Source organism: Bacillus sp. T17B1 (genome assembly GCF_026796395.1).
Taxonomy (GTDB): Bacteria; Bacillota; Bacilli; order Bacillales; family Bacillaceae; genus Bacillus; species Bacillus spizizenii_A.
This window is the reverse complement of sequence record NZ_JALAYA010000014.1, coordinates 84,153-108,762: the sequence shown is the minus strand read 5'-3', so window position 1 is coordinate 108,762 and position 24,610 is coordinate 84,153. Positions and strand designations below refer to the sequence as shown.

At 44.0% G+C, this 24,610-nt stretch carries 21 protein-coding genes, 1 pseudogene and 1 other annotated feature; of the genes and pseudogenes, 13 read left to right on the top strand and 9 right to left on the bottom strand.

What is annotated here, in order from left to right; all coding sequences use genetic code 11:
* Nucleotides 1–146 precede the first annotated feature (146 nt).
* From MOF34_RS08375 to MOF34_RS08355, 5 genes are all read right to left on the bottom strand, one after another.
* On the bottom strand, nt 147–1,514 hold the full coding sequence (locus tag MOF34_RS08375; protein WP_268399742.1) for a M28 family metallopeptidase: 1,368 nt from the start codon (nt 1,512–1,514) through the stop codon (nt 147–149).
* Nucleotides 1,515–1,668: 154 nt separating this feature from the next.
* Nucleotides 1,669–2,910 (bottom strand): tyrosine--tRNA ligase, encoded by a 1,242-nt coding sequence (gene tyrS, locus MOF34_RS08370; protein WP_268399747.1) that lies wholly within the window; start codon nt 2,908–2,910, stop codon nt 1,669–1,671.
* A 39-nt stretch (nt 2,911–2,949) separates the two neighbouring features.
* Nucleotides 2,950–3,162, bottom strand: a binding site (T-box leader).
* Nucleotides 3,157–3,672 (bottom strand): MarR family transcriptional regulator, encoded by a 516-nt coding sequence (locus MOF34_RS08365; RefSeq protein ID WP_268399740.1) that lies wholly within the window; start codon nt 3,670–3,672, stop codon nt 3,157–3,159. Its footprint overlaps the feature before it by 6 nt.
* Nucleotides 3,673–3,879: 207 nt before the next feature.
* Complete coding sequence (locus MOF34_RS08360) at nt 3,880–5,214, bottom strand: NAD(P)/FAD-dependent oxidoreductase (RefSeq protein ID WP_268399738.1); 1,335 nt, start codon at nt 5,212–5,214, stop codon at nt 3,880–3,882.
* Nucleotides 5,215–5,246: 32 nt separating this feature from the next.
* A complete protein-coding gene (locus tag MOF34_RS08355; RefSeq protein WP_268399736.1) occupies nt 5,247–5,630 on the bottom strand; it encodes a cupin domain-containing protein in 384 nt (127 codons plus the stop codon).
* Nucleotides 5,631–5,903: 273 nt separating this feature from the next.
* Here MOF34_RS08355 and MOF34_RS08350 point away from each other — a divergent pair, with 273 nt between their 5' ends.
* Genes MOF34_RS08350 through MOF34_RS08340 form a run of 3 tightly spaced genes read left to right on the top strand, consistent with a single transcriptional unit; the run spans nt 5,904 to nt 8,900 of the window.
* Nucleotides 5,904–6,194: a DUF485 domain-containing protein gene (locus MOF34_RS08350; protein ID WP_268399734.1), complete on the top strand. Its 291-nt coding sequence runs from the start codon at nt 5,904–5,906 to the stop codon at nt 6,192–6,194.
* Nucleotides 6,191–7,765, top strand: a complete 1,575-nt coding sequence (locus tag MOF34_RS08345; RefSeq protein WP_268399732.1) for a cation acetate symporter — start codon at nt 6,191–6,193, stop codon at nt 7,763–7,765. Before MOF34_RS08350 ends, MOF34_RS08345 begins: the two co-directional genes overlap by 4 nt.
* A complete protein-coding gene (locus MOF34_RS08340; protein ID WP_268399730.1) occupies nt 7,752–8,900 on the top strand; it encodes an iron-containing alcohol dehydrogenase in 1,149 nt (382 codons plus the stop codon). The genes MOF34_RS08345 and MOF34_RS08340 overlap by 14 nt, the downstream gene beginning before the upstream one ends.
* Here MOF34_RS08340 and MOF34_RS08335 read toward each other — a convergent pair.
* The gene (locus MOF34_RS08335; RefSeq protein ID WP_268399728.1) at nt 8,878–9,792 is read right to left on the bottom strand and encodes a LysR family transcriptional regulator; all 915 of its coding nucleotides are present in this window, start codon (nt 9,790–9,792) and stop codon (nt 8,878–8,880) included. The two genes, MOF34_RS08340 and MOF34_RS08335, sit on opposite strands and share 23 nt — an antisense overlap.
* 170 nt (nt 9,793–9,962) lie before the next feature.
* Here MOF34_RS08335 and hpaI point away from each other — a divergent pair, with 170 nt between their 5' ends.
* The 10 genes and pseudogenes from hpaI to MOF34_RS08285 all read left to right on the top strand — a co-directional run bounded on the left by hpaI (nt 9,963) and on the right by MOF34_RS08285 (nt 20,012).
* On the top strand, nt 9,963–10,889 hold the full coding sequence (gene hpaI, locus MOF34_RS08330) for a 2,4-dihydroxyhept-2-ene-1,7-dioic acid aldolase (protein ID WP_019716169.1): 927 nt from the start codon (nt 9,963–9,965) through the stop codon (nt 10,887–10,889).
* 22 nt (nt 10,890–10,911) lie between these two features.
* Nucleotides 10,912–12,432: a 5-carboxymethyl-2-hydroxymuconate semialdehyde dehydrogenase gene (gene hpaE / locus MOF34_RS08325; protein ID WP_019716168.1), complete on the top strand. Its 1,521-nt coding sequence runs from the start codon at nt 10,912–10,914 to the stop codon at nt 12,430–12,432.
* 19 nt (nt 12,433–12,451) lie between these two features.
* Nucleotides 12,452–13,927, top strand: a complete 1,476-nt coding sequence (gene hpaB, locus MOF34_RS08320; RefSeq protein ID WP_268399725.1) for a 4-hydroxyphenylacetate 3-monooxygenase, oxygenase component — start codon at nt 12,452–12,454, stop codon at nt 13,925–13,927.
* An 11-nt stretch (nt 13,928–13,938) separates the two neighbouring features.
* Entirely contained in the window at nt 13,939–14,922 is a 984-nt protein-coding gene (hpaD, locus tag MOF34_RS08315) for a 3,4-dihydroxyphenylacetate 2,3-dioxygenase (protein ID WP_268399724.1), read from the top strand.
* A gap of 59 nt (nt 14,923–14,981) precedes the next feature.
* Entirely contained in the window at nt 14,982–16,421 is a 1,440-nt protein-coding gene (locus tag MOF34_RS08310; protein ID WP_268399722.1) for an aldehyde dehydrogenase family protein, read from the top strand.
* A 59-nt stretch (nt 16,422–16,480) separates the two neighbouring features.
* Nucleotides 16,481–17,338 carry an FAD synthetase family protein gene (locus MOF34_RS08305; protein ID WP_268399721.1) on the top strand — a complete coding sequence of 286 codons (858 nt, stop codon included), beginning with the start codon at nt 16,481–16,483 and terminating at the stop codon, nt 17,336–17,338.
* The gene (locus MOF34_RS08300) at nt 17,335–18,114 is read left to right on the top strand and encodes a fumarylacetoacetate hydrolase family protein (protein ID WP_268399720.1); all 780 of its coding nucleotides are present in this window, start codon (nt 17,335–17,337) and stop codon (nt 18,112–18,114) included. Before MOF34_RS08305 ends, MOF34_RS08300 begins: the two co-directional genes overlap by 4 nt.
* A complete protein-coding gene (locus tag MOF34_RS08295) occupies nt 18,111–18,905 on the top strand; it encodes a fumarylacetoacetate hydrolase family protein (protein WP_268399718.1) in 795 nt (264 codons plus the stop codon). Before MOF34_RS08300 ends, MOF34_RS08295 begins: the two co-directional genes overlap by 4 nt.
* Before the next feature lie 14 nt (nt 18,906–18,919).
* Nucleotides 18,920–19,312: a 5-carboxymethyl-2-hydroxymuconate Delta-isomerase gene (locus MOF34_RS08290; protein WP_019716161.1), complete on the top strand. Its 393-nt coding sequence runs from the start codon at nt 18,920–18,922 to the stop codon at nt 19,310–19,312.
* A gap of 83 nt (nt 19,313–19,395) precedes the next feature.
* A pseudogene (locus MOF34_RS08285) lies at nt 19,396–20,012 on the top strand (nitroreductase family protein).
* A 113-nt stretch (nt 20,013–20,125) separates the two neighbouring features.
* Here MOF34_RS08285 and MOF34_RS08280 read toward each other — a convergent pair.
* From MOF34_RS08280 to MOF34_RS08270, 3 genes are all read right to left on the bottom strand, one after another.
* A complete protein-coding gene (locus MOF34_RS08280; protein WP_268399716.1) occupies nt 20,126–21,484 on the bottom strand; it encodes an APC family permease in 1,359 nt (452 codons plus the stop codon).
* Between the two features lie 64 nt (nt 21,485–21,548).
* Nucleotides 21,549–22,928 (bottom strand): aspartate aminotransferase family protein, encoded by a 1,380-nt coding sequence (locus MOF34_RS08275; RefSeq protein WP_268399714.1) that lies wholly within the window; start codon nt 22,926–22,928, stop codon nt 21,549–21,551.
* A 28-nt stretch (nt 22,929–22,956) separates the two neighbouring features.
* Entirely contained in the window at nt 22,957–24,432 is a 1,476-nt protein-coding gene (locus tag MOF34_RS08270) for an aldehyde dehydrogenase family protein (protein ID WP_268399712.1), read from the bottom strand.
* Nucleotides 24,433–24,610: the final 178 nt, after the last annotated feature.

Genomic DNA, 24,610 nt, shown 5'->3' with positions numbered 1-24,610 from the left:
TGAATTCTTTGGTATAGTGCTGAAAGTGTTGCCCTTTTCTCGCCATAAAAAATCCCCTCCAAGTATAGTGTAACAGCCACTTTTGAAAAGTGGGCTTTTTACACTGTCTACTTAGAGGGGATAATATCACAATGTGCCGTCTTTTTTTATTTGATACCTTCATAAATGTCAGAGGGTTTGGCCTTCATTTGTTTCTTATTGGTTTTCGGTTTCTTTTCTGTTTTCACAGCCTGATAGACAGCGGCTGTCACAAGATTGCCGGCTTGCTGGAGGCGTTCTTTGCTGATATGCTCGATCGTGTCTTCGGGAGTGTGGTACCACGGCTCAACTTCTTCGGTTTCCGGGTCTCCCCAAATAAAGTTGGCGGAATTAATGCCGGCTTCGTGGAACGGCACGTGATCAGATGATCCTCCCTGTGTGAGAGACAGGCTGTCAAACCCAATGTTTTCAGCGGCCGTATGGCTGAATTCCCAAACATCGTTCGATTGGCCGTCCAATGTGTTGACATACAACTCAGACGCATTCTCCCAGCTTGTGCCTACCATGTCTAAGTTAAAGTTCACTTCGCTTCGTTCAAGCTCTTTATCCGATAGGTGATCTACATAGTGATGGGAGCCGAGCAGGCCGAGCTCTTCAGCGCCGAAAGCGATAAAGCGGATTTCTTTGTCAGAAGGAATGTTTTTTAAGACACGTGCCATCTCAAGCATAACAGAGGTTCCTGAGCCGTTGTCATTTGCTCCGGGCGAAAAAGGAACACTGTCGTAATGAGCCGTCACGTACACAATGTCTGGATGTTTGATGTTCTTTGGTTTTTTGATTCCAATGATGTTCTGGGAGGTTTGGTTTGTGAACGCTTTTAGATGTAAGGTTGCTTCTTTTTGCTGGAGAAGGGCTTCACCGTCTTCTTTCTTAATGCCGACGACAGGGATGCCGACTTCATTGCCTGACAGATTTGGCGTCATAGGCACGAGGCTTTCCTTGTTGTTATAAATGATGACAGCCTTGGCTCCGGCGGCCTCGGCATTTTTGGCTTTCTCATAATACGTAAGATCTCCTCTGGAAATCAAGGCGATTTTGCCCTTGGCGTCAGCGGTGAAATCCTTTGGATAGCCCAATCCGGCATTGTAAAGCGGAGCCGTCAGGCCTTGTTCTTCAGTTGGAGCTGAGCCGGATGCCGTCCGGATAAGAATATCGTTTCCCCCTGAAGACAGCGTTCCCTCGAGACGGTCAGGAATATCGAATCGTTGTACCTTCACATCTAGATTTAATTTTTTCAAGGATGAAGCGATGAACAGGGCACTCTTTTTTTCAGCGGCCGTTCCGGCTATTCTGGGACCGATTGCTTCACTAAGCTGAGAAATGGTTGAATACGCACGCTTTGCTTTGAATGGAAGCTCTCGCTCACTGTCTGATATTTGAACAGCGCGCGCGGCGGGGGTGACACCCTGTGCCGGCAAGAGAACCGTTCCGGCAGTTAAAATGGCCATCGTCACTACAGTCAAAAGCTTTTTCATCAGAAAAAAACCTCCCTAATGTCTGGATGGGGAATATTTCGGGATGCTAAAAGAATTCCCTGCAAAAATGGAGAACATTTTTGAAAAGACAGTGCTTTATACCTGCAAAAAAACGCTTATGAATAAAGAGTCATAAGCGTTTTGGAATATCAGACTAACTAGGTTTTAGAAACTTGCGTTTGCCGACTTGGATAATCATATTTTCTTTTATCTCTGCAATGGCGTGAATATCTGTTATTTTTTCTCCGTTGATTCGGACACCGCCGTTTTGAATCATGCGGCGTGCCTCGCTTTTCGAAGAGAGAAGCTCTAGCTTGACGAGCAAATCAATAATCGCTATCTTTTTCTCGCCTTTCCAGTTTACAGCTGGAATATCCTCTGGCAGGCTGTTTTCCTGAAAGACTGTTTTAAATGAGTGTTCGGCAGTTTCAGCGGCTTCCGCTCCGTGATACATACGGACGATCGTTTTGGCGACATGCATTTTGGCATCCCTCGGATGAACGGCGCCGGTTTCTAAGTCTTTCACGAGCTGTTTTTTCTCTTCAAGCTCTAAGTCAGTTGCCAAATGAATGTATTTTTTCATCAGGCTGTCAGGCAGTGACATCGTTTTCCCATACATGTCGTTTGGATGCTCATCAATGCCGATATAGTTATTTTTAGATTTCGACATTTTCTCAACGCCGTCCAAGCCTTCCAAGAGCGGCATAAGGATGACGACCTGTTTTTCCTTGTTGTATCGTTCTTGGAAATGCCGGCCCATGAGGACATTGAAATGCTGATCTGTCCCGCCTAATTCAATATCGCTTTCGAGAACGACGGAATCATATCCCTGCATCAACGGGTAAAAGAATTCATGAAGCGAGATTGGCTTTAGCATGGCAATGCGTTCTTCAAAATCGTCGCGTTCCATCAGGCGAGCTACGGTTATTTTTCCTGCCAATTCAATGACATCCTCCAGTTTCAATGTTTTCAGCCATTTCGAATTGTAGTGAAGCTCGACTTTTTTAGGGTCCAGCACTTTTCCGAATTGCTGAAAGTATGTTTTGGCGTTGTGCTGTACTTCTTCATCAGTCAGCTGCTTTCTGGCTGCTGATTTTCCGGTCGGATCACCGATTTTTCCTGTGAAATCCCCAATTAACAGCTGGACAATGTGGCCGTTTTCTTGAAATTGGCGAAGCTTGTTTAACACAACCGTATGGCCCAAATGTACATCCGGAGCAGACGGATCTAATCCGAGCTTAATTTTTAATGGTATTCCTGTAGAAATTGATTTCACGAGCTTGGCCTTTAATTCCTCCGGCGGTATGACCTCGTGGGCGCCTGTCATGTATAACTGAAGCTGTCTTTCGACTTCTTTTTGCTGTGCTGCTGTGAGTTGCTCAAAAGTTTTCATTATTCTTCCTCCTTTTTAAAAACACAAAAAGAGCCCATCCCGAAAAGGGACGTGGCTCTATGCACGCGGTACCACCCTGGTTGAAGACATTGTCTTCCGCTCATTCGAATAACGGTTTCCCGTTCTTTGCTACTAAGGTTCACAAAGAAAGCTCGGGGAGGTAATTCGCGTTTGCCTGTGTGCCGGCTCGCACCTTCCGCCGGCTCTCTGAAACAGGGAGACAAACCGCTACTGGATTCCCGTCAAAGCTTATGTTGTATGAAGATTGTCAGCTACCTTTCTAAGCAGCTCTGTCAATGTTTTTTGTTCATCTATCGTCATGCCCGCAATAAGCTCAGTTTCCCCTTTGTGAAACTCAGGGTAGAGTTCTTCAATAGCTTGTTTGCCGGAATCAGTGATGGAGACAAAAACGAGTCGCCGATCTCTTGTGTCGATGCTTTTACGGCAAAAATTCTTTTTTTCGAGCGTTTTGATCACGTTGCTTGCTGTAGCTGTTGAAATGCCTGACAGCTCAGCAGCTTTTCTCGTTTCGAGTGCTCCCCATACCCATAGATCATAAAGGATGGAGAAAGCTGTCCAAGAAAGGTCATAGGAAGAAAGAACCTTAGTCTCCATTTTGATACGGAGCTTTTGCGCAGATCGATACAGATTCGTCGCAATCGATATGGCTTCCAGGTTGAGTGACTCGATGGGCATTTGTTTAAGCTTAGAAAGTGTGTCGTGTTCTTCTTTCCGATGCTGTTGATGTTGATAGGAACGTTTCACTATTTATGCCTGCCTTAAATTATCAGAATCATTAGCTACGAAATGAATTGTAACAGAGTCTGATATGAAGTTCAAGTCATTTTAATTAGATATTTAGCAAACAAAAAAGTGAAAAAAAGGATTTATTGTAAGTATATCTTTTAGCATCTATAAAATGCTGGAGTGATCTTTTAAATATTTGAAAGGGGGCAAGCCCTTTCTTTGCCTTTATTCTTTAACTGCGGATCCCGTGGCAAATTCATTATTTAGGTAAGAACATACAAGCCGGCTAACTGCGTAAGCACTTTCTATAGCGCCGTCAATAAATCCTGCCCAGCCGTTGGCATAACTTGAACCTCCAATAAATATACCTTCCTCGGGCTCCTGAAGAGCAGACAAATAAGATGTTAGCTGTCCTTTCTTCTTCATGGTCCACGTCTCTCCAGAAAATGGGTCGTTAACCCAATTATGTCCGCAGGACTCAAGCACTTTAATGTCAGGCAAAAGGTGTCGAAGTGCAGATTCAACCTCAGTTCGATTATTCGGATCAAGCTTTTCAGCATCAGCCCCAAAACCGACAATAATCCCGTCAGCTCCTTGAACATATTCAAATTGGGCATAATGAATAGGATACCGTGAAGGGGCAAAAGCTGCAAAAGGTTCGGTAACTCCTTTTATTTTCGCCCAAAACTTAACTCCTTTGCTGCTTTGTTTTTCAGTACAAGCCATCGTTTTTTCTGCGGAAAGCGGAGGTGAGAACGTAATACTGTTTAAAATGTTAACCGGGAGCGTATTAATTACGGCTTTTGCAGTATATTCATCCCCTGCATATGTTATAGCTTTGTAACCGCTATCAATTTTATTGACTCGTTTCACTGGGGAGGAAAATAGGATATCTGTTTTGGCATCGTTGAAAATACATTCAATCAATGTTTTTGTCCCTTTTGTCAGTTTATAGCTGGAACAGATGTCCATCATCAGTTTCCAATTATAATCTGACAACGCTGCCCAGTGGAGCGCTTGTGAAAATCCCGCTTCATCCAGAGGGCTGTTGAAATTCAAGGACCACATGCTTTCCATCATATCATGCTCTTCGTCTGATAGTTGTAACTCAGCAAGTTTTTCTTTCAATGTACTCTGATCAATGTCGTGAATCTCTTCTGAGGATAAAGGGATGTATGGAAGCGGAAAGCAACGGCGCGCGGGCTCTAAAAGTCTTTGGTTGGGCCCATCTATTTTTAAAAAAAATTCGTCTGGTTTCCCTTCATGTCGTTTGCCGTCCGCAATCCAATACAGAGTATTAGGAACAGGTGATGGAACAACGTCTAAACCGTATCTTCCAATTTCAGCCCAAACGTATGGTTGAAACCAATGGACCCAGGTTCCGCCCATTTCTAAATCAATTCCTAAACGTCTATCATGCCATGTGCGTCCACCTAAACGATCTCTTGCTTCCAGGATAAGCGTGCGAAAACCCTTATGGCTAAGTTCTCTAGCAGCTGTTACCCCTGTAAACCCTGCTCCGATAATGATAACGTCATACTGTTCTTGTCTTTTACTCAATGTGTTTTTGCCTCCTCTTCATGATAAATTGTTCAATTTGCGGAGCTGATAGTATAAAACTTTATAAATGGTGCGGTTGTCTTCCAAGTAGCGGAAAATCCATCTGAACCAGAAAACATCTCGCCTTTTTTCAATTGAATGACTTCACCATCAGGCGTATACAATTCAGCGCTACCTTGTAAGACATAGAATGTTTCATTGCCATGTATCAAAAATGGCATGCCGTCTGGATGTTCTTCAGGTGAATGCTTCCATAAGCCGGACCCTGTCCCTGTTTCAATATCAGTTCTTAGTACGTGAACTTGTCCAAGTTCCATTCCTTCCACCACAAAAGGCTCCCATTTCGTTTCTTCCATATTTGAAATATATACTTCGACTTGTTTTGAGTTCAGGGTCTTTTGGTATGAGATAGACATATTTTTCCTCCTTTTTAAGTCTGTAATTTTATCACTATCAAAATATATCATATATCGTAAAAAAGAATACATATGCATTTTCTTGTCTTTTTATACAAAAATAAATATATAAATTCTTTGCCATTTGCGCGATTAATATTCATCCGCCAAGTGTCGAGCCCATTGTATATTTTTTTAAGATCTAAAACCTATGTTATTTATATTATTCAAAGAGAATCGTATATGATAAATTCATTTTTGTAAACGCTTTCTAAAATAGAGGAGGGCTATGTTGTGAACCAAAGGAGACTGTTGACTGAGGATTACAAAACATTGATGCGTGCCAGAATGCGTTTTAACATTTCAGTTACATTGTTTGCTCTGGCCTTTGCGCTGTTGCTTCCATTGCTTGCTTTTTATACTGATGTTTTAACTATTCAGGTATTTGGAGCCATTTCACTTGGATGGGCCTTCTTTTATGGCCAGTTTGTCCTGACTTGGCTGATCTGTTTCATGTACATCAGAAAGGCAAGGCAGTTTGACAGTATGGCGGAAGCGATAAGAAGTAGGGGTGAACATTTATGAATGTTTCGGTTATTTTAATGTTTACAGCAATACTGTTGTTATCATTATGGGTGACTTATTTTGCTTCAAAACGAACGAGTGGCGCAAAAAGCTTTTATACGGCTGGGGGCGGGCTCAGCGGATGGCAAAATGGCTTAGCCATTGCTGGAGATTTTATGTCAGCTTCTTCATTTTTAGGGTTAATTGGAGCGGTTTCCCTTATTGGGTTTGACGGAATATTTTTGGTGTATGGGGCACTTGTCTCTTATGTGATTGTGATGCTCCTTGTGGCGGAACCTCTCCGCAACTTAGGCACCTATACACTTGCTGACATGATAGATGTTCGTTTTAAGAGGAAACAAGTGCGAGGGGTGACAGCCTTTAATACGCTTTCAATTTCTATATTTTATATGATCGCTCAACTGGTGGCGGCAGGCACTTTATTTAGATTGCTGCTGAATGTTCCATACGAACTGTCGGTAGGGGCGGTCGGGGTTATTATGCTGATGTTTGTCATCTTTGGAGGGATGACTGCAACGAGTATGGTTCAAATGATAAAAGCCGTACTGCTTTTTACAGGAACATTTATTATCTTTTTGCTTGTATTGGGAAAATTTGATTTTAATGTGATGGCGATTTTTGAGGAGATGAAGAGCGCCACATCATTAAAAGAGGCGTATTTACATCCAGGTGTAAAATATGGGAATGGACTTGATGCTATTTCACTTACTTTGGGGCTTGTACTGGGAACGGCTGGATTACCGCATTTGCTTATTCGCTTTTTAACTGTTCCTGATGCACAAACGGCACGAAAATCGGTGGTATATTCGGCCTGGATTATTGGATTATTTTATCTCATGACCATTATACTCGGCTTTGGAGCAGCTAAATTTGTAGGGGAAAAAGCCATTAAAGCTGCTAACGGCGCCGGCAACATGGCGGCTCCGCTGCTGGCTGACTTTTTAGGCGGAGATCTTTTATTTTCTTTTATCGCCGCTGTGGCCTTTGCGACTATCTTGGCGGTGGTGGCAGGTATTGTAATGTCAGGCGCAACCGCGTTTTCACATGACTTTTATAATGAAATTGTAAAAGACGGAAAAGCAACAGAGCAACAGCAGGTAAGAATGGCGCGGGCCGCGTCTGTCGGAATTACGGTTATGGCCATTTTGATTGCGTTATTTGTTCAGTCCATGAACGTCGCATTTCTTTCCTCGTTGGCGTTAACCGTTGCCGCCAGCTCTAACTTCCCTGTCATTTTGTTCACCCTTTTTTGGAAAACATTTAACCATATTGGCGCTATTACTGGAATGCTGACTGGACTGCTCTCGACGATTGTTCTGGTCATGCTGAGCCCAAGTGTGTGGGATCCTGTGCCTGGCGCGGCTATTTTTACGGGAGAGGCGCTGTTCCCGCTGACATCCCCGGGGATTATCTCCATACCGCTTGGATTTTTAGGTTGCTATGTGGGGACCGTCCTGAGCCGCACTAGAGGAGTTAAGGGGAATTTTGATGATATTGTTGTGAAATCCATTATTGGAGAAAGCCATCTTCAGACGAAAACCGAAGGAGTGAAGGACGATGTTTACATTTAACATCTCGAGCAAGATTTATTTTGGCAGCGGTGTATCAAAAAATACGGGACGGATTGCGGCTGATCTAGGAATGGAAAAGGTATTATGTGTATATGACCCTGGGATCAAAGCGGCAGGAATTGCGGATCATATTATGCTAAGCCTTGAAGCTTCCGGCCTGACATGCTCGGAGTACGGCGGTGTCATTCCCAATCCAGATGAAGCATCAATCGAAGAAGCTGCTGAAGCGGCAAGAAACACACAGGTGGACGGAATTGTCGCTGTAGGTGGCGGAAGCAGTATAGATACGGCAAAGGCTGTTAATATACTGCTGACAAACCCTTCGCCGATTCGTCAATATGAAGGCTCTGATCTAGTTTGTCATAACACAAAACCCTTGATTGCTATTCCGACAACAGCCGGCACAGCAAGTGAAGCCACGGATTTCACTGTTGTGACCGATCAGGTGCGTAAGAAAAAGATGGTGATAAGCGGAAAAAACTGCTGTGCCGATATTGCGTTATTAGACCCAATGGTAACTATAAAGCTGCCGCCTGATGTAACAGCGTTTACAGGAATGGACGCTCTTACTCATGGAATAGAGGCTTTTTTGTCTAAGGCCTCCTCTCCGATTTCTGACCACAATGCTTTAAAAGGGATCAATCTCATTTATCAGAATCTTGAGCAGGCAGTGACGAACGGAAACGAAGTGGAGGTGAGGAGCAATATGCTGTTGGGAAGCTTGTTTGCCGGGTTTGCTTTTAATTCGGCAGTTCTCGGTTTAGTCCATGCGATCGCACACCCTTTGAGCGCGCATTGCGGCCTGCCTCATGGTCTGGCAAATGCGGCAGTGCTTCCCTATGTCCTGAGCTATAATGCAGGCAATGCATCGGTTCGAAAGAAATACCGGCAAATCGCCGCTGCAATGAGTATAGAAACAGCACAAGATTCGGATGAAGAAGCAGCAAGCAGAGTGATTAAAGCTGTAGCTGAGCTTTGCAAGAAAGTAAATATCCCGCCTTTGCGTGAGACTGGCGTAGCAAAGGAGGACTTTGAAACGATTGCGATAGATGCGTTAAATGAACACAGCTTTCAATTCAATCCAAGAAAAGCGAATGTTCATGATGTAATGTCTATTTTGGAGCAGGCATATTAGAGTGGCCTATGAAGCATGGCTCTTCTTCAGTAAACGTGTGCAAAAAATGACGAGCATTTTTGGAAAGATAGCGATCTTTCAGCCAGATGATAACTGTTTCTGTATAAATGTCGGCATCGGAAATGGGTACAGATTTAACACCGGTAAGCGGCAATGCTGTTAGAGCGGACTGAGGAAGCAGAGCTGCACCTACACCTGCCCGTACGAGAGACAGGACCATAGCGGCGTCAGGTGTCCGGCACACGATTTCAGGCATAAGACCCTTCTGTTTAAACTCATTCATGACTAAACCGTAAAGACCTGCTCCCTTCATCGTACTCAGCATAATGAGCGGCAGACGGGCAGCTTCTTCCATAGAAATGCCATGTTCATAATGCCAGTGATCAGGAATTACAGCTACAAAACAGTCTGACTGAAGAGGAAGATGAGAGAAAAGGTCAAGATTGAATGGCAGTCTTACAATAGCTAATTCAATTGTTCTATTTTTCAATTCCTCTGCCAAAGTGAAAGTATCGCCTTCTTTAATCGTAAAACTCACAAGGGGATAATACTTTCGAAAATAGCTGATTCGTTCAGGAATAAGAGAAAAGCTGGTCTTGACTGAGCCAATTGCAAGGTTGCCTTTTAGGCCGTTGCCAATCTCTTTAACTTCTTTTTTAGTTTCTTCGAGATAGATTAATAAATCCTTCGCTTTTTGATACAGCACCTCGCCTGCTTGGGTCAGTTCCAAAGATCGGCCGTTTCTGTCGATCAGCTTAACGCCGAGTTCTTCCTCCAGTAATTTCAGCTGCTGGCTGAGCGGCGGCTGAGCCATGTGCAGTTTTTTAGCCGCTTTCGTGATCTGTTTTTCCTCTGCAATGACAGAAAAATATCGGAGCTGTCTTACGTCCATTAACATCACCCTTCCACACATATATGTTTTTCATATAGAAAAGCAACTTTTTCAATATTTTTCATATGGGAATCCGCATGTTACATTGATGACAAGGTCTTCTCTTCAGAAATATTTATATATTCTGAATTGTAAACACTTACATTTGTAAAGTAAAGGAGATTATCACAATGAAGAACTATGAAGAAAGCAAACAAAAATTAAGAGGTTCTATTGCACCGATTGTAACACCTTTTCAAACGGATGGTTCTATTGACTTCAACAAACTGGAAGAATTAATACATTGGCATATTGAAAGCGGCAGCCATGGAATTTCAGTCACCGGAACGACAGGTGAGCCAAGCTCGCTGACAATTGAAGAACGAGTGAAGGTAATGGAACATGCATGCCAAGCAGTAAACGGAAGGGTTCCTTTTGTTCCTGGAACGGGTTCAACGAACCATAAAGAAGCCCTTTATTTAACGAAAAAGGCAGAAGAGATGGGTGCTGATGCTGCCCTTGTTATTGTCCCTTATTACAATAAACCGTCTCAGCACGCTTTGTATAAACACTTCAAGGCTATAGCAGATTCTGTGCAAATTCCAATTATCGTTTATAACATCCCTGGCAGAACAGCCGTTAACCTTGAAGTAGAGACGCTGGCAAAGTTACATCGTGATTGCCCGAATATTATCGGCGCCAAGGAATCCAATAAAGATTTTGAACATATTAACCGCGTGCTTAAAGAATGCGGGCGAGATTTTCTCCTATATTCCGGAATTGAGTTGCTTTGTTACCCAATGCTTGCGATTGGCGGAGCCGGCCACATATCGGCCACCGCAAATGTCGCGCCAAAACAGGTCGCTGATGTCTACAATGCTTGGGCTGAAGGTGATGTCAAACGGGCGCAAGATCTTCACTATGATCTGATGGAGCTAAACGATGTGCTCTTTAAAGATACAAACCCGGCTCCTTTAAAAGCGGCGCTCGGCATGATGAACAAAATAGAGCCTGTCCTGCGTCTCCCAATGGATCTCCCTTCAGAAGAACTGCAAGCGGAAATTAAGTCTGTATTGCAAAAGTATGTCAATCTATCTGATGTCACAGCCGTAAAGTGAAAATGTTGAAAGGTGGGATAAGATGAAACAATATCAATACACAGCGCAAGATAGAAAAGGACATCAAACAGCAGATGATATCAAACTATACATCAATGGTGAATTTGCAGAAGCAAATGATGGAGAGACATTTGAAAATATCAATCCCTTTACAAATGAAGTGATAAACAGAGTCGCTTCCGGAAAAGAAGCGGATATTCAAAATGCGGTTGTGGCTGCGAGGGAAGCATTTGTTTCCGGTCCATGGGGATCAATGAAACTTGCGGAACGTATGGCGTATATCAACCGCATTGCGGATGTCATCGACGAAGAAATTGAAGAAATAGCTGTGCTGGAAGCACTTGATACCGGCCTGCCAATCAGCCAGACCAAAAAAATGACGGCGCGGGCGGCTGAGAACTTCCGCTTTTATGCACGGATGGTGCAGACAAAGCTGCACGGAGAGGCTTACCCGGTTGATGGAGAGTTTCTTAACTACACAGTATATCAACCGCTCGGAGTAGTGGGTCTGATTACGCCGTGGAACGCGCCTTTTATGCTGGAAACATGGAAAGTTGCCCCAGCCCTAGCGACCGGTAATACAGTCGTCTTAAAACCGGCTGAACTATCACCGCTGACCGCTAATAAATTAGCTCAGGTCATTCATAAAGCAGGCTTGCCAAAAGGGGTATTCAATATTGTTCATGGGTTCGGTGAAACGGCGGGCGCATCTCTTGTGGCGCATCCTGATGTCGAAGCAGTTTCCTTCACGGGTGAAACGACAACAGGATCAATCATTATCAAAAATGCCGCTGATACGTTAAAGAAAACATCAATGGAGCTGGGCGGGAAGTCACCGCTGATTGTGTTTGACGATGCTGATGTGGAACGGGCGCTGGATGCCGCTGTATGGGGAATCTTTTCATTCAATGGAGAGCGCTGCACCGCGAATTCCCGTGTTTTTCTTCATAAGGCCATAAAAGATGACTTCATCCAAGCATTGAAAGAACGCGTGAACAACATTGTCATCGGGGATCCGATGGATGAGTCAACACAGCTTGGCCCGCTGATTGGCAAAGAACATTATGAGAAAGTCGCATCATATATCAAACTGGCACAGGAAGAAGGGTGTGAAGTTGTGCAAGGAGAGATTCCTGTTGATTGCCAATCAGGCTATTTTATCCCGCCGACTCTGCTCCTGAATGCGAAAAATAACATGCAAATTGCACAGGAAGAAATTTTCGGGCCTGTCATGACTGTGATTGAATTTGAAACGGAAGAAGAAGTAATTGATATGGCCAATGATATCAAATACGGGCTCGCAGGCTATGTATGGACCAATGATATCAAAAAAGGCCACCGGGTCGCTCAAGCTGTTGATGCGGGCATGCTATGGGTTAATGCCCAAAACGTCCGTGATCTTAGAATTCCTTTCGGGGGCACAAAAGCAAGCGGAATCGGCAGAGAGGGCGGACATTATGCCATCTTTGAGTTTTATACAGAACCTAAAGTCATCCATGTCTCCATAAGTGATCATCACATTCCGCAATTTGGAAAGAAATAATCATAAGGAGGAAACCAACTTGCCCGCAAAAACAGGAAAAGAGTATATTGAACGCTTAAAAAAAGCGAAAAACAACATTTATCTGCACGGAGAAAAAGTCGAGGATGTTACTGAGCATCCCGGCTTAAAAGGAGTCGTCAAGTCAATGGCGTCTTTATACGATCTCCAATACGAAAAGCCAGAGAAAATGCTTTATACATCACCAAGCAGCGGACAAAAAGTCGGAATGACCTTCCTTCAGCCAAAAACGATAGAGGATTTACAAAAGAGGCGAGGAGCGATTCAGGAATGGGCCCGGATGACAGGCGGAATGATGGGACGATCGCCGGATTACTTAAATGCCGAAGTTATGGCAATGGGGATAGCGAATGACTTATTTGACGAGGGAGACAAACGGTTTGCTGAAAACGCATACAACTATTATGAATTCGCGCGTGAACATGACATTAGCCTCACGCATACTCTGATTCATCCTCAAGTGAACCGCTCCAAAGCGCAGCATGAACAAAAAGACGCAAACGTTGCGCTTCACCTTGTCGAGAAACGAGAAGATGGAATCATTGTGGATGGGATCCGTCTGTTAGCGACACAAGGGGGAATTACGGATGAAATACTAGTGTTTCCTTCGACGGTTAAAAAAGCGGGTGAGGAGGATGATCCATATTCTCTTGCATTCGCGATTCCAAACAATACAGAGGGCTTAAAGTTCATTAGCCGTGAGTCATTCGATTACGGCAAAAACAGTTGGGATCATCCGCTTTCCTCAAGGTTTGAAGAAGGTGATGCCATTGTTTCGTTTGAAAACGTATTTGTTCCGTGGGAGCGTGTCTTCGTTTGTGGAAACTCTTCCGTCTGTAACCGAACGTTCAGAGAAACAAATGCCGTCGTCCATATGTCGCATCAGGTGGTTTCTAAAAACATTGTAAAAACAGAATTTTTACTTGGTGTCGCGCTCCGAATGATGGATGCCATCGGTATTGATGGATTCCAGCATGTAAAAGACAAAGGAACTGAGATTATGCTTGTGCTGGAAACAATGCGTTCGCATCTTTTCCGGGCGGAACAAAACGCGAAACTGGATAAATGGGGAACAATGACACCTGATTACGATGCTCTTGATGCGGCCAGAACATGGTACCCGCGTATTTACCCTCGCCTTGTGGAGATCTTACGGGTGCTGGGAGCTTCTGGTTTGATGGGGATTCCAACTGAGGCTGATTTCCAGAACGAAGAAATTGGAGAACTCATTCATCGAGGCCTTCAAGGGAAAAATGTGGAAGGGCGTGAACGTGTCCAGTTATTCAGACTCGCATGGGATATGACAATGAGCGCTTTCGGCAGCAGGCAGATGCATTACGAATATTATTTCTTCGGAGATCCGGTCAGAATGGGGATGTCTTATTTCGATCAATACGATAAGGAAACGTATACAGGTTACGTTGATGAGTTTCTAAAGAAAGCCAAAGCAGACGCAGTTCATTATACAAATGTATAGGGGGAAACGGTATGGATTTTAATATTATTCGCTGTGCTAGAGCGGTTCTGCATGTGACCGATCTAGATAAATCAAGAGAATTTTACGTGAAAGCATTGGGTTTTATCGAAACAGACGCAGATGATCAGCACATTTATTTGCGCGGGCTGGAGGAGTGCGGACATCACAGCCTTTTATTGAAAAAGTCAGATGAAGCTCATGTGGAAGCCATCAGCTATAAAGTCGCTTCAGAAGAAGACCTTGATCGCTTAGAACAGTTTTTCACTTTAAAAGGAATGAATACAATTTGGATGGAAAAAGGGACTCAAAAAGGAGTCGGCAGGGCGCTGCGCGTTCAGGATATTTCCGGACTCCCGATCGAGTATTTTGCTTCTATGGATCAGGTGGACCGCATGCTTCAGCGCTATGATTTGTACACGGGTTCAAGAGTCCAGCGGATCGACCACTTTAACTGCATGGTGAAAGATGTGGAAACAGCGTATGACTTCTATATAAAAGAGTTGGGATTTGCATGTTCGGAATATACCGAAGACGAACAGAAGAAAATTTGGGCAGCCTGGCTGCACCGTAAGCATACGGTGCATGATCAAGCGTTTATGAATGGGGAGGGACCTAGGGTTCACCATATCGGATTCTGGCTGCCTGATCCGTTGGCACTCATCCATGCGTGTGATGTTTTAGCTGCTTCAGGCTTCGGCAAGAGCATTGAAAGAGGGCCGGGCAGACATGGATTATCAAATGCGTTTTTCCTTTATTTAAGAGACCCAGACGGACACCGTATTGAATTGTATAACGGAGATTACCTTACCAGTGATCCGGATTTTAACCCGGTAAGCTGGAATTTAGACGACCCACAGCGGCAAACATTCTGGGGGCATGAAGCGCCGGACAGTTGGTTTAACGAAGCTTCCAGCGTGCTAGATATAGAGACTCGCAAGCCTCTAAAAACAGGAGAGCCTACATTGAAAAAGAGAAAACCTACGTTTGTTATTTGATCATTGTCAGAACATGCCGGTCTCTCAGCCGGCTATTCTGATGTAAGGGAGGAAAAAACATGGCGCTCGTCAAGGATGAATTACAAAAAAAGCTATTTATAAACGGGGAATGGAGAACGGCCAGTCATTATAAAATCTTAAAGGCCCCGTTTGATCAAAGCATTCTCGCTGAAATACCTCAAGCAACAACAGAAGAAACAAAAGAGGCGATAGATGCCGCGCATCGGGCAATCCCGGAAATGAAAAAGCTCTCACGGTACAGACGCTCAAACATTTTAGCGGATCTCGTTCGTTTATTGCAAGAGCGTAGGGATGAAGCGGCGCGTTTGATCGCGCTAGAAGCGGCTAAACCGCTGAAAGTGGCGGAAGCGGAAGTGGAACGGACCATTCAAACGTATCAATTTGCCGCGGAGGAAGCGAAACGTCTGCAAGGTGAAATCATCCCGATTGATGCTGCGCCTGGCGGGGAAGGCCGTATGGCATTTACGAATCGAGAGCCTTTAGGCGTTGTCGGCGCGATTACCCCATTTAACTTTCCTATGAATCTGGTGGCGCATAAAGTCGGGCCTGCGATTGCGGCAGGAAATCCCATTGTGTTAAAGCCTGCGAGTCAAACGCCGTTGTCAGCGTTATTTTTAGCTGAACTGCTCGCTGAAACTGATTTGCCAAAAGGCGCCCTGAATGTTGTGACAGGAAGCGGCAAAATTGTGGGAGATCAGCTTGTCATCGATGAAAGAGTTAAAATGATTACCTTCACAGGAAGCCCGGAAGTGGGAGTGCAAATCCGGAGTAAAGCGGGGCTTAAAAAAGTCACACTAGAGCTGGGGTCAAATTCGGCCGTTATCATAGACAAAGAGACTGATATCGAAAAAATTGCTGAACGTTGTGTGAGCGGGGCATTTTCCTACCAAGGACAGGTCTGTATTTCCCTTCAAAGAATGTTTATTCATGAAAGCTTATATCAGCCATTTATGAAGCTGTTTGTAGAGAAAGCAAAGAAGCTGAAGATGGGCGATCCGCTTGATCCGGACACCGATCTATCAGCTATGATTTCAGCCGAGGATGTGGAGCGTGCTAAGGAATGGGTTGATGAAGCCAGACAAATGGGGGCTTCTGTGCATGGCGGAGATGTACAAGGGCAAATACTTGCTCCGACTGTCATTGAGCAAGCGCATGAAGAAATGAAAGTAAACTGCCAAGAAGCGTTTGCGCCGATTGTGACGGCATCTTCTTTTACTGATTTAAAAGAGGCAATTGAACGAGTGAACGATTCACGCTATGGCTTGCAGGCGGGAATTTATACGAATCGCATAAATGACGCTTTGGATGCGGCAGACCAATTGGAAGTCGGCGGTGTGATCATTAATGATTTTCCGACATTCCGAGTAGACCAAATGCCTTACGGCGGTGTGAAAGAAAGCGGAACCGGACGCGAGGGAATCAAATATGCGATCGAAGAAATGACAGAATCAAAGTTAGTTGTGATCAATCGGCAATAAGCAGATGGGCTGGAGGTCGATCATGGCGATATCAATGATGCTGAAAGGAGACTGACGTAATGGAAGTCATTGAATTGAGCGTCCCCTCTTCACCCAGACAAAACATTCATCAGCCCTGTGTCATGGCTCTCGGTTTTTTCGATGGTGTCCACCTAGGGCATAAACAGTTGCTGCGCCAAGCGAGAACATTGGCCCGCCAAAAAGGGCTGGCTTTCAAGGTGATGACATTTGACAGGCATCCGAGCCAAATCATTACACCGCATAAAGCCATCAGACGGTATTTAACGCCGCTTCCAGAAAAACTAGAGGCCTTTGAGGCTGAAGGGGCAGATGCAGCGTATGTCATTCGTTTTGATCAAGCCTTCGCAGACATCGCCCCAGACCAATTTATTGAACAATTTATTTATGGACTAAACTGCAAACAGGTGGTTGCTGGATTTGATTTCTCCTTTGGAAAAGGAGGAACTGGAAATACAGATACATTAAGAGAGGCTTCCAAAGGGGGATATGACCTCACGATTGTCCCCAAGCTGGCCTTTCAAATGAATAAAATCAGTTCATCGAAAATCCGAGAACTTCTGATGTCAGGCAGTGTCAGGCATATCCCAGAGTATTTAGGAGACTTTTATCAAGTCAACTGCACGGTTCTAGCTTTCCAGAAATACGGGAAGGGCAATCAGCTTATATTAATGCTTAGATATGCCAGTTATTTTCTGCCTCAGGAGGGAATGTACCGAGTCAGGATTTCTCAAGAGAACACGTCAATAGAGGGATGGTGCAGGGTGGAAAAAGACAGCAGCGTTCTTCGTGTTAACGGATGCGGCAATCATGCCTGTTCTTTGGGACAATCAGCATCACTTCAATGGATTGAGCAAATACGTGAGGAAACTGTCAGTTTGAAAGGAGCATACTTATGACGGAGATTTTTGTGAAGTTTCGAGATAACAGCTTCATGACAACAGCGGCTTTACAGGAAAATGGCCAGACAATCATAAGGGATAGCAAGAAATATGACTTAAAAAACGCTGTCATTGATGCCCCTGAGGTGGGTACTGTTTATGGAGTGGCGTTAAATATGGAGAAGGATCTCAGTGAGCTTGGTGACGCTTTATATGAAAAGCCTTATCAAATTCCGCCAAAAGCTCCGGTTTTATATATTAAGCCAAAAAATACGGTGATCGGGCCAAATGCTTTCGTTCCAATGCCGCCAGGCACAGAGTCCCTTAGCATGGGGCCCGGACTCGGTGTTGTAATTGGAAAAACGGCGTGCAGGGTTCAGCAAGAAGACGCGCTCGATTATGTATCCGGCTATACAATTGTCAATGATATCAGCATTCCGAATGATAGTGTATTCAGGCCGGCAGTCAGTCAAAAATGCCGAGATTCGTTTTGTCCGATTGGCCCCTGGATTACGAGCAAATCCGCTATTCAAGATCCTAATCAACTGACGATTTCGCTGTTTATCAATGGAACACTTGAGCAGGAGTACAATACATCCAGGGTAATAAGATCGGTTCCTAAGCTAATTGCCGATGTGACTGAATTTATGACGCTTTCGCCCGGAGACGTGCTGCTTGCGGGTGTGCCATTACGGTCTCCGGCTGCCAAAAGAGGGGACAATATTACAATACAAATCTCCGGTATTGGTTCGTTGCACCATGCTATCATAGGGGAAGGAGAGGAACAGTCGTGAAAAAAGCGCGCATTGCTTATAAAGGAGCAATTCATGATGCGAGTGTGTCAGATGAGGGAATACTGACTTTGACAGATGGCCGTACAGTAAAAGAAGATGAGACTGTTTGGCTGCCGCCGGTCGTTCCCGGAACGGTTTTCGCCTTAGGGTTGAATTTCGCGGACCATGCAAACGAACTGGCGTTTAAAGCGCCGGAAGAACCGCTCATTTTTTTAAAAGGACCAAACACATTTGTGGGACATCAAGCTGAAACAAGGAGACCCGCAGATGTGACGTACATGCATTATGAGTGCGAATTGGCGGTTGTGATCGGTAAATCAGGAAAGCACATTAAAAAAGAAGAAGCTTATGACTATGTACAAGGATATACCATCGCGAATGATTACGCGCTTCGCGACTACCTTGAAAACTATTACCGTCCGAATCTCAGAGTGAAAAACAGAGATACATGCACACCGATAGGTCCTTGGCTGGTCGATAAGGAAGACATTGCTGACCCTATGAATTTGGCAATGAGAACCTATGTCAATGGCGAGAAAACCCAAGAAGGCACAACAAAAGACATGGTCTTTGATATTCCATTCTTAATAGAATATATCTCATCTTTTATGACCCTTGGAGAAGGCGATATCATTCTGACAGGAACGCCAAAGGGAACAGTAGACACAAAGGTTGGGGACGAAGTTGTGACTGAAATAGAGGGCATCGGAAAGCTTGTTAATTACATTGTCGGGGATGAGGCATTTGAAACAACAAAGAGCATAGGAATAAAATCATCTTCCAATCTGTAAGGAGTGAGGAACAGTTGCCTCATATTATTGTTGAATACACAGATAATATAAAACAAGAAGCAAATATCAAAGAGCTTTTGCGTGATATCAACCAGGCGATCATAGCCCAAGGCGGAGTGTTTCCAACCGGAGGAATCAGAGCAAGGGCTATTGAGCTGACAGATTATGTTGTCGCTGATGGGACAGAGGATGATGCTTTTGTTCACGCGGCGCTCAAGATAGGAGCCGGCCGTACGATAGAGGAGAAGAGAGCGGTGGGGGATGCTATCTTTTCCGCGATGACAGAGTATTTTTCAGAACTATTTAACACACGTTATTTGGCTTTATCACTGGAGATAATAGAATTCAGTGAAGCAGGGACATACAAAAAAAATAATATTCATCAGAGATATAAAAATAAGAATTGATCAACTTGGCTGTGTCTAACTTTGCCAGCAAATCTTGCTCATGCGATTGCAATACAATATTAACAGTAGAGGAACGTTTTGACATGGGGGCTGCTTTAAAAACAAACGATTTTATGGAGATTATGAAAGGCCGTCTTTCCATCCGCAGCTATGATCCAACCATCAAAATCAGCAAAGAAGAGATGACGCTTATATTAGAAGAAGCGACTACTGCACCATCGGCAGTTAACGCACAGACTTGGTGATTTCTTGTTATTGAAAGCCAAAAAGACAAAGAAAGGCTTTAGTTCTTGCCAAATTCAATTAAACACAAGGTACACGTCTTCTGCTGTCTATCAATTTTTGCAGATATGAATAATGCTGACTAATTAGAAGAAATTTATTCAAAAGCCGTAGAGATGGGTTACATGCCGCAAGAGGTAAAGGACAGCAATTGAAAGGATTGACAGCGCATTTCGAAAAACTTCCAACCAGGAGAATCGGGAAACCATCTTGGTTGATGCAGGTCTTGTTTCCATGCAAATGATGCTGACAGCACGTGCACGATACAAACCCAATCGGGGGATACGATAAAGAAAATATCGCTGAGGCATTCGGACTTGAAAAAGAACGCTATGTACCGGTTATGCTTCTATCCATCGGCAAAGCAGCTGAAGAGGGATTTGCTTCATACTGTCTCCCAGTTGAAAAAATTGCATAATGGAAGTAACACAAAAGCCTAAGAAATCGTTTCTTAGGCTTTTGTTTCGTTTGCGTGAGATATAAGCAGGAAATTTGAATGGCCAGCAGATAGCGGAGCCAAGACAAACTACACTATTGAAATTCATCAATGTTGATTTCTTTCACTCTAATACCTTTTTCCGTCAGTCCAAGTATCACCAAACCGAAAATGAGCCATAAAACCCCAACTGTTTTTCCGATTACGTCCATACTGAAAAGAATAAACGTGCTAATCAGAAACCCGATGGCAGGAAATAAAAAGTAACTAAAAAAGCCAAGACCCTTCATTTTCCTCCTCTTAATTGAGAATTCAGAAATAACGGATAAATTTACGCATATGAATCCAATTAATCCTCCAAATACCATAATCGTATAGACTATGCTTAACGGAATACACAAAGCACCCAAGTAACCGAGAACGGCTAATGTTAAAATGCTGATATATGGTGTTTTAAATCTTGGATGCAATTTGGCGAAGCTAGCAGGAAGACGTTTGTCACGAGCCATACTGAAGATAATCCGTGAAGATGAAGCTTGCCCGGCCAATGCTGTGGAAATTCCAGAGATAGAAATAACGAGTGTAATCAAGAGTGCCAGACTGTTCCCTCCGACTGTTTGTGCGATTTCGAAAAAAGCAGTGTCAGGAGATTTTAAAGTTCCGATTGTTTGCGTAATCAGTGTTGCAAAGTAAGCTTGGATACAATACAAAAACGCGCTCATAAATAAAGCAATAACTGCTGCCCTCCCGACCATCTTACCCTTTACAGTGGAATCTTCTGCCATTGTTGTCACTGCATCAAACCCTAAGTAAGATAGGACTGCAATAGAAGCACCCGCCATCATTGTTTGAAAGGAAAAAGTATCAGCTTGATATAAACCTTTGAAGGTAAAAAGGCCCTGCATCCCGTCTGTTGCAGATATATGTTTGATAGCGAAGCCCACGAACAGGAACAGACTGATTAACATAATAGCTGTCATGAAGATGTTTACAATAGACGACACAGCGGCACCCAGAAAATTGCTGATGGTAACTGGGAGGAAAAAAACTAGCAGCATGAACCAAAATGGAACTCCAGGAAACAGCTCTAATGCGTAAACAGCGCTCAACTTACAGAGCAAGATTGGCATCAGCAGATAATCAAGCAATATGCCCCATCCGGCAATGAAGCCCGCAACCGGATGAATAGCTTTTGACGTATAACTGTAAGTAGATCCTGATGAAGGGAATGTTCCCGCCATTTTACCATAGCTCAATGCTGTAAAAACCATCGCAACTAGTGCGACCAAATACGAGAGCACCGCATGATTGGTTGATACCCTTGACAGTTCGCTGAATAAGGTTTGAGCAGAAACAGGAGCCATAAACACCATTCCGAAGATAACTAGATCTCTCGTTTTCATTACTTTTTTTAATCCGCTGTTGTCCGGTATATTTTTGGTTTTCATTCCCATAGAATGCCTCCTTTGAAAAGGAGCCATGGCTTTTGAGGCTCATGGCTCCATATTCAGTCAATCTTTAACATGTTTTTTCAAAAGCAGTCAAAGCATCAGACATGATGTTGATGATGTCTTCCACTTGTTCTTTCGTAATGATCAGAGGCGGGGCAATTGCCACGGTGTTGGTGCCTCTCCAGTCAAAGTAGCGAAGCTGAAGCCCTTTTTCAAAGCAGATATCAACATATTTTGCCGCCGCATGTGCAGACACATCAAATGGTGTGCCTTTATCCGGGTCCTGGAACAATTCAAAACCGCCGAGTAATCCTCGTCCTCTTACTTTTGTTACGTGTTTGTGTGTGCGTTCCAGGTGCTGAAGACCCTTTAGCATTTCTTCTCCGCGAAGTCTGCTGTTTTCAACAAGCTGGTCTCGTTCCATAATTTCTAATGTTTTCAATCCGACTGCGCAAGCTGAAGGGTGTCCACTGTAAGTAAAGCCATGGAACATCATTTCATCTGAATTGACAAACGCTTCGCGGACATGCTCTCGCATGACAACTCCCCCGAGATGAGCATAGCCGCTTGAGATTCCTTTGGCTATACAAAGGAAATCTGGAACAATATTAGAATGGTCAACAGCAAACATCTTTCCTGTCCGCCCAAATCCGCAAATGACTTCATCCGCGATCAGCAAGATGCCATACTCGTCACATAGCTTGCGCACAGCCTGCAAATAACCATCCGGCGGGAAGATCACGCCGCCGGCCCCTTGGATTGGCTCCAAAATAACTGCAGCGATTGTATCTGCACCTTCTGATTCGATAAGGCCACGGATTGAACGGCTGAAGTGAGGATCTTTTCGATCCCCAAGTTCACATTTAAGCTGATGGGCAGCAGCTGTGAGGAAGTTTTGCGAATTGGACGTCGTGAATTTTTGGAAGCCCTCAATGCCTGTAGCACTCGTTGCTCCCATTGTTACGCCATGATATCCTTGTTCCAGCCCGATAATTTTAGTGCGTTCCGGTTTGCCTTGGAGCTTCCAATAGAATCGTGCAAGCTTAAAGGCTGTATCATTTGATTCTGATCCGCCAGAGGTAAAGAAAGTAACGTTTAAATCGCCAGGTGTTAGAGAAGCTACTTTTTCAGCTAGATAAATAGCAGGTTTATTGGATTGGCCTGAGAATGAAGAGGCATATGAAAGAGTAAGCATTTGCTGCTTTGCGGCCTCTGCCAGTTCTTCATTTCCATAACCGAGGTTGACATTCCATAGCATGGATACCCCATCGATTCGTTCCTTTCCTTCTATATCTTTTAAATAGATGCCCTTTGCCTCAGAGAAAATGACAGAGGGACCGTTTTGAAAATGATGTTTTGGCGGTGTCGTCGGATGCAGATAATGTCTTCTATCCATTTCTGCTAATTCTTTAATACCAGCTGTTTGTTGGTTAATGATTGGGTTCATATTTCATTCCTCCTATATATTGAAAAAGTTAAAGCTGAAACCAGTTAAGACCTTCGCCTTTTTTATTGAGATCAACCCAAACGTGTTTCAGATGGGTATACATGTCAATTGCCTGAATACCAAGTTCTCTGCCGAATCCACTTTGTTTTACGCCTCCGAACGGCGCTGTGCTGTCCAGCATGTTGTATGTATTAACATACACAGTGCCTGCTTTGATGCCCTTTGCCATTCTCATTGCACGTTTAATATCATTTGTCCACACACCTGACGCAAGACCGTAAACAGTGTCATTTGCCTTTTGCAGAGCGTCTTCCTCATCTTTAAAACGAATAACTGAAACGACAGGGCCGAAAATTTCCTCTCTTGCAATTTTCATTTGGTTCGTTACATTTTCGAAAACAGTCGGCGTATAAAAGTTTCCATTTCCTGCGGCGGTGAATCGTTCCCCGCCAGTGACGATACGGGCGCCTTCTTCTAATCCGGCCGCTACATAATGTTCGATCGTTTGCAGATGTTCCTGCGAAATTTGCGGACCCATTTGTGAAGCTGGATCCAATGCCTGACCGACTTTGATGGATTGCACTTTTCTCACAAAAAGATCCATAAATTCGTCGTACACAGAATCTTGAACAAACAATCGGGAACCTGAAGCGCAAACCTGACCTTGAGCAAAATAAATTCCAAACATTGACCCATTAACAGCTGCTTCAATTTCTGCATCATCGAACACGATGTTCGGTGATTTTCCGCCAAGTTCTACAGTGACTGGTTTTAACGTTTTGCTGGCACTCTGGAGAATCAGCTGGCCTGTAGAAGTGGACCCTGTAAAAGCGATTTTAGCTACATCAGGATTTGAAACGAGGGCTTCGCCGGCATCGCCAAAACCGGTCACAACATTCACAACACCTTCTGGAATACCGACTTCTTCACATAGCGACATGAGTTCAAGAATGCTGACAGGTGTCTGCTCTGCTGGTTTAATAACAATGGTATTACCAGCTGCGAGAGCAGGAGCAAGCTTCCACATGGTAAGCATTAATGGAAAATTCCAGGGAACAATGGCCCCGACAACGCCTACAGGCTCTCTTAAGGTGAAATTAAGCCTGTTATGCGGTGAAGATAATGTATCTCCTTGCACTTTGTTTGCAAGTCCCGCATAAAACTCAAGAACATCAATTGTGGCGGGTATTGCAATATGTTTTGTTTCAGTAATCAGCAATCCGTTGTCATTGGATTCTATTTCCGCGAGGGAGTCTGCGTGTTCTGCCATTTTTTGAGCGAGCTTATATAATAACCGCCCTCTGTCGCTTGGACTCATCTGACGCCAGCTTCCGCCCTCAAAAGTCTGTTTAGCAGCCTGTACTGCGCGATTGACATCCTCTTTTTCTGCTTTTTGGACAATCGCATTTACTTCGCCTGTACTGGGGTTCAGGGATTCAAAGGTCTGTCCTCCGACAGCATTTACCCATCGCCCGCCAATGTATAACTGGTACGTCTTTTTCATCATTCCGCCCCTTTCATCAAATCGCATTTTGAAGAGATTGATATCTTCATGAACTAGTAAATGCAAGAACTATGCCAAGCGGAAACCAGCGTCATAAATGGTTTTTGAAACGGAAGGGGTGTTCCGTTTTATAGCAAAGTGCATCAAAATAGAACAATATAAATTTAAATATTATATT

Coding starts and splice junctions, on each gene's coding strand:
- MOF34_RS08375 (WP_268399742.1), bottom strand. CDS start 1,514: ATGAAAAAGCTTTTGACTGTAGTGACGATGGCCATTTTAACTGCCGGA.
- MOF34_RS08355 (WP_268399736.1), bottom strand. CDS start 5,630: ATGTCTATCTCATACCAAAAGACCCTGAACTCAAAACAAGTCGAAGTA.
- MOF34_RS08345 (WP_268399732.1), top strand. CDS start 6,191: ATGAATGTTTCGGTTATTTTAATGTTTACAGCAATACTGTTGTTATCA.
- MOF34_RS08340 (WP_268399730.1), top strand. CDS start 7,752: ATGTTTACATTTAACATCTCGAGCAAGATTTATTTTGGCAGCGGTGTA.
- MOF34_RS08335 (WP_268399728.1), bottom strand. CDS start 9,792: ATGGACGTAAGACAGCTCCGATATTTTTCTGTCATTGCAGAGGAAAAA.
- hpaI (WP_019716169.1), top strand. CDS start 9,963: ATGAAGAACTATGAAGAAAGCAAACAAAAATTAAGAGGTTCTATTGCA.
- hpaE (WP_019716168.1), top strand. CDS start 10,912: ATGAAACAATATCAATACACAGCGCAAGATAGAAAAGGACATCAAACA.
- hpaD (WP_268399724.1), top strand. CDS start 13,939: ATGGATTTTAATATTATTCGCTGTGCTAGAGCGGTTCTGCATGTGACC.
- MOF34_RS08310 (WP_268399722.1), top strand. CDS start 14,982: ATGGCGCTCGTCAAGGATGAATTACAAAAAAAGCTATTTATAAACGGG.
- MOF34_RS08305 (WP_268399721.1), top strand. CDS start 16,481: ATGGAAGTCATTGAATTGAGCGTCCCCTCTTCACCCAGACAAAACATT.
- MOF34_RS08300 (WP_268399720.1), top strand. CDS start 17,335: ATGACGGAGATTTTTGTGAAGTTTCGAGATAACAGCTTCATGACAACA.
- MOF34_RS08280 (WP_268399716.1), bottom strand. CDS start 21,484: ATGGGAATGAAAACCAAAAATATACCGGACAACAGCGGATTAAAAAAA.
- MOF34_RS08275 (WP_268399714.1), bottom strand. CDS start 22,928: ATGAACCCAATCATTAACCAACAAACAGCTGGTATTAAAGAATTAGCA.
- MOF34_RS08270 (WP_268399712.1), bottom strand. CDS start 24,432: ATGAAAAAGACGTACCAGTTATACATTGGCGGGCGATGGGTAAATGCT.